This is a genomic window from uncultured Kiloniella sp., assembly GCF_937128705.1.
GTDB lineage: Bacteria > Pseudomonadota > Alphaproteobacteria > Kiloniellales > Kiloniellaceae > Kiloniella.
Map to the genome: position 1 here is coordinate 1 of NZ_CAKZMP010000291.1, position 8,411 is coordinate 8,411.

The 8,411-nt window shown below is 46.6% G+C and carries 8 protein-coding genes; 2 read left to right on the forward strand and 6 right to left on the reverse strand.

Going from position 1 to position 8,411, the window contains the following annotated elements; translation table 11 throughout:
- The first annotated feature begins 373 nt into the window (after window positions 1-373).
- A complete protein-coding gene (locus tag Q0241_RS14660) occupies window positions 374-736 on the forward strand; it encodes a hypothetical protein (RefSeq protein ID WP_299378790.1) in 363 nt (120 codons plus the stop codon).
- A 43-nt stretch (window positions 737-779) separates the two neighbouring features.
- Here Q0241_RS14660 and Q0241_RS14665 read toward each other — a convergent pair whose 3' ends face one another.
- Window positions 780-1,724: an alpha/beta hydrolase gene (locus Q0241_RS14665; RefSeq protein ID WP_299378792.1), complete on the reverse strand. Its 945-nt coding sequence runs from the start codon at window positions 1,722-1,724 to the stop codon at window positions 780-782.
- A gap of 136 nt (window positions 1,725-1,860) precedes the next feature.
- Between Q0241_RS14665 and Q0241_RS14670 the strand changes: the two genes are divergently transcribed.
- Entirely contained in the window at window positions 1,861-2,580 is a 720-nt protein-coding gene (locus tag Q0241_RS14670) for a WYL domain-containing protein (RefSeq protein ID WP_299378794.1), read from the forward strand.
- A gap of 45 nt (window positions 2,581-2,625) precedes the next feature.
- On the opposite strand, the gene glcF is transcribed toward Q0241_RS14670, so the two are convergent.
- The 5 genes from glcF to Q0241_RS14695 form a co-directional block, all read right to left on the reverse strand.
- On the reverse strand, window positions 2,626-3,927 hold the full coding sequence (glcF, locus tag Q0241_RS14675; protein ID WP_299378796.1) for a glycolate oxidase subunit GlcF: 1,302 nt from the start codon (window positions 3,925-3,927) through the stop codon (window positions 2,626-2,628).
- A gap of 9 nt (window positions 3,928-3,936) precedes the next feature.
- Window positions 3,937-5,139: a glycolate oxidase subunit GlcE gene (gene glcE, locus Q0241_RS14680; protein WP_299378798.1), complete on the reverse strand. Its 1,203-nt coding sequence runs from the start codon at window positions 5,137-5,139 to the stop codon at window positions 3,937-3,939.
- A gap of 78 nt (window positions 5,140-5,217) precedes the next feature.
- A complete protein-coding gene (locus Q0241_RS14685) occupies window positions 5,218-6,705 on the reverse strand; it encodes an FAD-linked oxidase C-terminal domain-containing protein (protein WP_299378800.1) in 1,488 nt (495 codons plus the stop codon).
- Window positions 6,706-6,914: 209 nt separating this feature from the next.
- Window positions 6,915-7,040 (reverse strand): type B 50S ribosomal protein L36, encoded by a 126-nt coding sequence (ykgO, locus tag Q0241_RS14690; protein WP_046503444.1) that lies wholly within the window; start codon window positions 7,038-7,040, stop codon window positions 6,915-6,917.
- A 173-nt stretch (window positions 7,041-7,213) separates the two neighbouring features.
- Window positions 7,214-8,152: a methyltransferase domain-containing protein gene (locus Q0241_RS14695; protein ID WP_299378804.1), complete on the reverse strand. Its 939-nt coding sequence runs from the start codon at window positions 8,150-8,152 to the stop codon at window positions 7,214-7,216.
- Between the last annotated feature and the right edge of the window lie 259 nt (window positions 8,153-8,411).

Sequence of the window (8,411 nt, forward strand, 5' to 3'; positions counted from 1 at the left end):
TCTGACTCCAGCGCCTCCACGAGGTCTGAAAGTTCAAGGTCCATTAAGGTGTCAGAATCAAAATGTGAATATGTCAAAGTGTCAGTTTTTTTGAAGGTTTTTCGATATCAAATTAGTCATTCGTCATATTTCATTAGGCAAAGTCTTAAAATTACGTACTTTTCCTAGGCTACCATTCATATAATTTGAACGATTTACAGATGTCGAATTACTAAGAATCAATTGGATCGGCGAAGTTATTGACAAAATAAGTGCCCTAATACTTTTCTCAGCCATAATGTCAATTTTGTCTATTACTGTGACAAATTTGGAAGGATAGAACTCCCTGCTTTCCTTTGTAATCATCACCTTCGCAACCCAAGGCACATCTCATATGGTGATCAATGCCGATTATTATGAAGCCTTGGGGTTCTTTCGAGCTGAACCGATTTTTCTGTTCGGCTTTGTCGCCATGCTCATTCAGGGGGCAATCATGACTTGCTGTCTCCACTTCTTGACCCCCGAAGGTGCGACGATCAGATTGGGACTAATCGTCTCCCTTGGTTTCGGTCTCTTTCTCTCATCCTATATAAGCTTTGCTTCGCCCGCTAAGTATGCCGTTCCATCAATCTGGGAATGGATTGCCGTCGAACTGTCAGTCAGTACCATCCAGTTCATCGCTTTTGGCATAGCCCTTGGTTTCATTCACTCGCGTTTCAAAGCGAAAACGAGATCAAAACTTAAACAGGCTCTTTGAACTTCCTCATCTTTTCGCAAAAGGAAAGCTGTGCGACACAGAACTAGGTGGCATCCTGCTGTTTAAGCCACTTTAGAATTGCCCGGTTCGTTTCTTCCGGTTTTTCTTGTTGAATCCAATGACCGCAATCCAGATTAACCACGTCAACATTAGGCACAAAATCGGATAGATTTTCAGACTTCGCGATGGGGTCCCGGTCACCATAAATCATCAGTGCAGGCTGTTGAATGACGGGATCTACATCTGCCAACTGGTGCCAGTTACGGTCAAGGTTCCTGTACCAGTTTATGCTACCTGTGAAACCTGTTCCTTCAAAGGCAGCGACAAAAACGGCAAGATCACTGTCATCCATGATCGGCTCACCCAGAGGCGTTTTTGTTTCAGCAAGATTGATCATCATCATACCTGGTTGAGGCGGAGCTGGGGGGACATTTTTGCGGAACATATTACGAAGAAACTGGAACGTATTATAGTTTAACACAGCATCCGCAACACCCGGCTGTCGGTTAAAGTGGACAAAATAGAAGTCGTCACCAAAAAACTCTTCCATAAACTCAATCCAAGGCTTTTCTCCGCGCTCTTGGTAAGGCAAGGACAAGTTTATGACTTTGTTTACTCGATCGGGGTGCAACAAAGTCAACCCCCAGACGACCATTGCCCCCCAATCATGACCAACAAAGGTCGCATCTTCGTATCCATAGTGATCAAGGAGGGCTACGAGATCACCGGATAAGTGTTCAATGTCATAGTCTGTTACTTCGCTTGGACTGGATGAATTGCCATAACCTCGTTGGTTAGGAACAATGACATGGTAACCAGCTGCCGCAAGCGCGGGCATCTGATAACGCCAAGAGAAAGCATGCTCTGGCCATCCATGACACAGGACAATCGGGGTTCCTGTATTTTGTTGGCCGGCTTCAAAGACTTCCAGTTCCACGCCATTGACGGAAACAAAGGTGGCGTTTGGAAAATCGGTTGGGATAGACATTGTATTTCCTTTTAGCTTTTGTCTCAGAGATTTAGGGATGTGCATTACAATCGCAAACCTCCTTGTGACTTGAATGATCATTGACTAAAGCCAAATGGTGACAAATACTGGCACTATTTATTGATAAGCTTATAAAATGAATATTCGCCCCAGACATGATGCCATTGTGCGTAGCCTTCGCCGCAACGGCACCTCGACAATCGCTGAGTTAGCAGAAGAGGTTGGTGCATCAAGGCGGACAATATTGCGCGATATCAGTGCGCTGCGCGACGAAGGCTTTGTCATTCATTCCGAGCCTGGTCGCGGGGGTGGTTTGCAACTTGATCCGCAATCAATTCAGACCACCGCGCGGCTCTCGGTTACTGAGATTTTTGCCCTTCTTATCAGCGTCGCATCCATGCGTGCGGCCGGGAACTTACCCTTTTCAGCCCTCGCTGATGCTGGGCTCGCTAAGATAGAAAAAGCCCTGCCATCGGACAAAGTACGCGACTTGCGCCGTTTCCTAGATTGTTTGTACGTCGGACAGCTTTCACCCCAAGTCGACATATCTGATATGAAAGCTATAGAGTCAGCACTGTTGCCCGCATTCGAGACCGCATTTCTTCAACGGCTGCAACTAAGTTTCCGATACCGCGATGCAAAAGGGGCCATAACAACCCGAATTGTTGAACCTCAAGCTATGCTGATCTTACCACCACTGTGGTATTTGGTAGCCTGGGATCCCGCGCGCGAAGATTTCCGCCATTTTCGTATGGACCGCATCAGCAAACCGGAATATCTGGAAGGCACAAGCTTTCGAAGACGACATGTCCCCTTCGAGGATCACGTCTTTCCGGTTCGCGATTTATCTAGGTAACCCTTGATAAATCGCGAACCCAGACCTTTGTCACCTTAAGCGTTATCAATCCAGAACTTCCGGTTTAGGACCGCCAGTAGCCCAATCAAGGAGTTCGACGTTATGAACAACGGGAATATCTGTCCCTGAAGATATCTGGCACTGGCACCCGATATTTCCTGTCGCAATGATATCTGGCGCAAGCGTTTCGATGTTTTTGACTTTTCGATCACGGAGCTTCTCAGCCAGTTCTGGCTGCATTATATTATAAGTCCCAGCCGACCCACAGCACAGATGCCCCTCGGGTACATCGCGCACGACAAAACCCGCCCCGGTTAAAAGTTCTTTTGGTTGCTTGGTGATCTTTTGACCATGCTGAATTGAACAAGGTGCGTGGTAGGCAACTATCTTTGCCGGTTGATCGTCCTCCTTATCCGCCAGCGCCAAAGGTTCAAGTTCAGCAAGATATTCAGTGATATCCTTTGCAAGATCAGAGATCTTCGCTGCACGCTCTGCCCAATTGGGATCATTCCGAAGCATAAAGCCGTAATCTTTTATGGTTGTTCCGCACCCAGACGCATTCGTAATAATAGCATCCAGCCCTTCACTTTCAATTTCGGCCATCCAACCTTGAATAGCAGCTTTCATCTGCTGTTCCGCCATTTCCTCTTTGCCCATATGATGAACGAGTGAGCCGCAACAACCTACGCCTTTGGCAACGACTACTTCGATACCATGCCTTGTTAAAAGCCTGACCGTTGCTTCATTGATCGAAGGGGCAAGAACGGTTTGCGCACAACCAGATAGTAACGCCACACGACCTTTCTTCGCCCCAATCGCTTTGAAAGTCTGAGGTTGGTCGACAACACTTGCCGCGGGTAGATCTTTCGGTGCGAGATCAATCAGTGCCTTTATGCGACCCGAGACAAAGTTCTTCACAAGAGGTTTTGTCAAAGAAGCAATGTTCAACGCCCCGCGAAACCAAAAGGGACGAGGGATAAGATAGCTCAGAAGGTTGCGCAGGAATCTCTCAAACAAAGGGCGTTTATAGGTATGCTCGACGTGGTTTCGGGCATGATCCACCAGATGCATATAGTTCACCCCTGACGGGCAAGTCGTCATACAGGATAGACAAGATAAGCAACGATCCAGATGTTTTGTCACCTCTGCTGTGGCTGCTTCACCTTTTTCCAACATACCCTTGATCAAATAGATCCGTCCACGAGGGCTATCTAACTCGTCCCCAAGCAGGACATAAGTGGGACAGGTTGCTGTGCAAAATCCACAGTGCACACACTTTCGCAGAATGCTTTCAGCTTCTTCAACATTAGGGTCAGCCAACTGAACGAGAGAAAAATTGGTTTGCATTTGTCTCTCCTACAGATCTGCGTATAAGCGGCCGGGGTTTAGAATAGCTTTGGGATCAAAGTTATCCTTTATACGCTTCATCAGGGCATGTTCTCCTGATTCAAGAGGGTGCTGGGGGCATCCAGCGTCGTCCGTTTTAACTGATCTTACCAGAGTGGCGTGTCCGCCCATGCCCTTTAATTTATCCCTGAGCACAGAGGCATTCCCATCATCAGTAAGTGACAGCCAAATAAGCCCGCCAGCCCAGTCATAATAGTACTCGGCCTGATCCTCTAACTTTAAACTCTCAACAAAGGTACTTCCTTGTGCTGGCGGCAATGATACCCGCCAAATCGACCTTTCTTGTGATATTGACAGAATTGCAGCATCACGAACCTTTTGCCACACGGATCGGCTTTCCCCATCTGTAATCAAGGTTCCCGTGCCAAAATCGATCAAAAGGGATGCCAGTTTGTCTGCTCGATATACGATCGAGGGTTCATACCCTTCTATACGTATAACGGTTATAGACCGACCATCAGCCTCAAAAGGAAGTTTCGAGGAAATAGACTGCGGAATATGTGCTGCCGAAGAAACCTCGCACGAAGAGTTCAGAGCAACTGACATTGCTCTATTTGCCTGCTCGTCAGTAAGGCCGTAGAGGACATAGCTTTTTTCTTTCAGAGGGGCTGGCAATACCTTGATTGTAATATCACTCATCACAGCAAGGGTTCCATAAGATCCCGCCATAAGTTTCATAAGATCATAACCCGTCACATTCTTAACCACCCGACCGCCGGATTTGAATGTTTCGCCCCGGCCAGAAACCCCAGAAAAACCCAGAAAATGATCCCTCGCGGCACCGGCCTTTAGTCGACGCGGGCCAGATAGATTACAAGAAATCATTCCACCGAGCGTTCCGGGATCGGGTTCTCCCTTCAAAAGAGGGCCATAATCCATTGGTTCAAAAGCCATGTACTGTTTATTCTTGATCAACTCTTCTTGAATCTCGACCAACGGTGTCCCTGCCCGTGCCGATAACACGAGTTCTTCTGGTTCATACAGTGTAATACCGGTTAAGGCAGACAAATCCAGTTGATGGCTGGTTTCCACAGAACGTCCAAGCCTCTGTTTACTCCCAGAGCCGATGATTTCCACACTCTCTTCTTCGGATAAAGCCCATTTAATGGCTTCTTCTAATTGGTCTGCATTTTCAGGCTTGATATGACTCATAAAAACTCTCGTGACGTTTTTTATTATTCGTTTCTGATCGTCTGATTTTATTTCTAGCTGGATGACTCCAGAACAACTCTAGAAGCGTGGGATATCAGGAAAGGGTAGCTTTCCTTTATGAATGTGCATGCGTCCCAGTTCAGCACAACGGTGTAGTTCAGGAAAAACCTTCCCCGGGTTCAAAAGCGCCTTACTGTCGAAAGCACACTTCACTCGCAGCTGCTGTTTCAAGTCGATCTCATTAAACATTTCCGGCATAAGGTCCCGTTTTTCCACACCTACGCCGTGTTCACCCGTCAGTACCCCGCCCACTTCGACACAGAGTTTTAAAATATCAGACCCGAAATCTTCGGCTTTTTCCAACTCTCCCGGATTATTCGCATCGTACATAATTAAGGGGTGAAGATTGCCATCCCCTGCATGGAAGACGTTCGCAACGCGTAGATCGTAGTGCTCACTCATTTCTCGCATGCGCTTTAAGACAAGGGGAAGCTTATTACGGGGGATTGTTCCATCCATACAGTAATAATCCGGTGTCAGACGCCCCACTGCAGGGAAAGCGGCTTTACGACCCGCCCAGAAAAGTTGTCGTTCTTCTTCACTCTGACTAATGCGACTGGTGATCGCGTCGCATTTTTCAGCAATCGCGGATACCTGATCAATCAAATAATCCACTTCAGCCTGCGGGCCGTCCAGCTCAACAATAAGCAGCGCTTCAACGTCCAAAGGATATCCTGCATTGACGAATGCTTCCGCGGCTTTAATAGCTGGTTTATCCATCATTTCCATGCCGCCAGGAATAATACCATCAGATATGATAGCTGCAACGCAATCCCCCGCACTTTCCGAGCTAGAAAATCCGAGCAAAAGCGCTCTTGCTGTTTCTGGCTGAGGCAAAATACGAACAGTTACTTCCGTCACAACCCCGAGAAGTCCTTCGGAACCTGTCATTAACCCCAGAAGGTCATAGCCAGGACTATCTAGATGCTTGCCACCAAACCTTAAAACAGTTCCATCAATCAGGACCATTTCAATACCCAGAAGATTATTCGTAGTCAGCCCATATTTCAGGCAATGAACACCACCCGCATTTTCAGCAACATTACCGCCAATGGAACAGGCAATCTGACTGGAAGGATCTGGGGCATAATAAAACCCGTCGCCCTCTACAGCTTTTGTAATGCCAAGGTTCGTGACACCCGGCTGAACAACAGCACAACGGTTCTCATAATCAACGTCGACAATTTTATTAAATTTGCCCATACACAATAAAATTGCGTCGGCCAAAGGCAAAGCCCCCCCAGACAGAGAGGTCCCTGATCCGCGTGGCACAACTTTTATTCCCTCGGCATGGCAATACGCCAGCACCTGACTTACCTGTTCAACGGTTTGCGGCAGAACAGCCATTAAAGGGGGCTGGCGATAGGCCGTAAGCCCGTCTGATTCGTACACCTGTAATTCCCGATCACTTAAAATCACGCCTTCGCCGGGGACTATTTCCCTTAAGGCTTCCGCAATCTCATCTCTTTTCGCCACGATCGACTGATCAGGATCAGGCATCTTCATCAGGTTTCTCCAGATTTATTATTAGGCCCATAGCCTCGCTTAACTTTGCGCCAAGAACAAGTCTGGAGATAAAGAGTTTCGGTCACAATATTTGCGACAGATCGGAATATTTGAAATTTAGCGATTAAACAAAGAAAAAACCGCTCTCTCTTTCGAGAGGCGGTTTTTTTCTTAACTTCATTCTGACCAAATAGTCAGAGTGAACAAGATTAGCCCTGACGCGCTTTAAAGCGAGGGTTCTTCTTGTTGATGACATAAACCCGGCCGCGACGACGAACAACACGGCAGTTCTTATCGCGCAGCTTGGCAGTCTTCAGAGAGTTTACAACTTTCATGGTCCTACCTTTGGCAAAAAATGTGCCCGCTGATCGGGCTGTCGAGAAGCCCGGACAATATGTAAGGACTTCATAGATGTCAACCGCCTGATCAAGCAGTGTGAAAACTGAGCGCTTCTATACGCAACTTTTCAGATAAACAAAAGAGAAAAGAGACTCTTTTTTTGGATTCTTTACCAATCAGACAGCATTTGCGTTTGGGATTGTCTAATTGCGAGAAAACGATAGAGCCTTATGGTACCCGATTCCAACGCATGCGTACGTCGTGCCCACAGCTCCATTTCGCTGACCAAGACTTCTTCCATTTTCCTGTCAGCTCCGTTTTCTTTCATCTTGCTCAAGTAATCAGCCCAACCGCGTTTGACCATTTCAAGATAACGGTCTGTCATATCTTCAAAAATTCGGCTTTGCACATTACCCGCCGTAAAGCCTTGTTCATATTGAAGCTTTGTCCAGACCTGAAGACCGCTTCCTTCACCATCCTTCCAGGACTTCAAGATTTCTTCGTCGGGTTCATCATCTACGATAAAATCAGTAAAAAGAAACTGCCCGCCATCTTTCAGCGCACGACAAGTGTCTTTAAAAAATTGTTCTTTATTTTGAATTGTATAGAGAGATTCTTTCGAAAAGATGCAGTCAAAAGACTTTGGCTTGAACTCAAACTGCTCAGGATCAAAGGCAAGAACGGGTGCTTTTTTTGCCATCCCTGCCATAGTCGAGATTTCCATCCCGGCTTCGACCATTTCGTGTTCGCGTTCCATGCAGGTCACCCAAACACCGAATTTATCGGACATCGTCCGGCCGACACCACCAAGCCCTGCACCAATATCCAAAACGTTTTTGGATGGGTCTAAACCGAAAGGTTTAATAAGTTCTTCAATATATTCTTCATCACCGGGGGTAGCGTTTCCTTCCCCCCATACATCTTGAATAAGTTGAATACGTAGATTTTCCCACTCATGACTATCTGCGCGCACGTCATGTTCTTTTATGGCAGGCATGGGTGGCGCTTTTGGCACGATGCGTAATTCATACCCAAACCACCAAGCCTTCAATCTATCAAATAATGATATCTGGCCTTTCATAACCTGTGTGTTGGCTGATTTTGCCATCTAAGCAGTGCTCCTCATGCCCAGAAGACTAACGTACTTGTACTTTATCCACAAACGCGAACACCCTCATCTCTTATTTAACCACCGTATTCGTGGCCGTCCCCCAAAGATGTTTTTTTGACGTGATTAGCTCACGCATCGTTCTTAGTATGAAATTCATTATTACAATAAATATTTATGTAAACATTAATAACAATATTTCTGGATTATGGGCAACCGTCTGTTTGTCCTGGGTCACGTTGAATTGATATCAAAGCCG

What these genes read in the sequence shown, in the direction of transcription:
- Q0241_RS14660 (WP_299378790.1), top strand. Translation starts at nt 374, where the DNA reads ATGGTGATCAATGCCGATTATTATGAAGCCTTGGGGTTCTTTCGAGCT.
- Q0241_RS14665 (WP_299378792.1), bottom strand. Translation starts at nt 1,724, where the DNA reads ATGTCTATCCCAACCGATTTTCCAAACGCCACCTTTGTTTCCGTCAAT.
- Q0241_RS14670 (WP_299378794.1), top strand. Translation starts at nt 1,861, where the DNA reads ATGAATATTCGCCCCAGACATGATGCCATTGTGCGTAGCCTTCGCCGC.
- glcF (WP_299378796.1), bottom strand. Translation starts at nt 3,927, where the DNA reads ATGCAAACCAATTTTTCTCTCGTTCAGTTGGCTGACCCTAATGTTGAA.
- glcE (WP_299378798.1), bottom strand. Translation starts at nt 5,139, where the DNA reads ATGAGTCATATCAAGCCTGAAAATGCAGACCAATTAGAAGAAGCCATT.
- Q0241_RS14685 (WP_299378800.1), bottom strand. Translation starts at nt 6,705, where the DNA reads ATGAAGATGCCTGATCCTGATCAGTCGATCGTGGCGAAAAGAGATGAG.
- ykgO (WP_046503444.1), bottom strand. Translation starts at nt 7,040, where the DNA reads ATGAAAGTTGTAAACTCTCTGAAGACTGCCAAGCTGCGCGATAAGAAC.
- Q0241_RS14695 (WP_299378804.1), bottom strand. Translation starts at nt 8,152, where the DNA reads ATGGCAAAATCAGCCAACACACAGGTTATGAAAGGCCAGATATCATTA.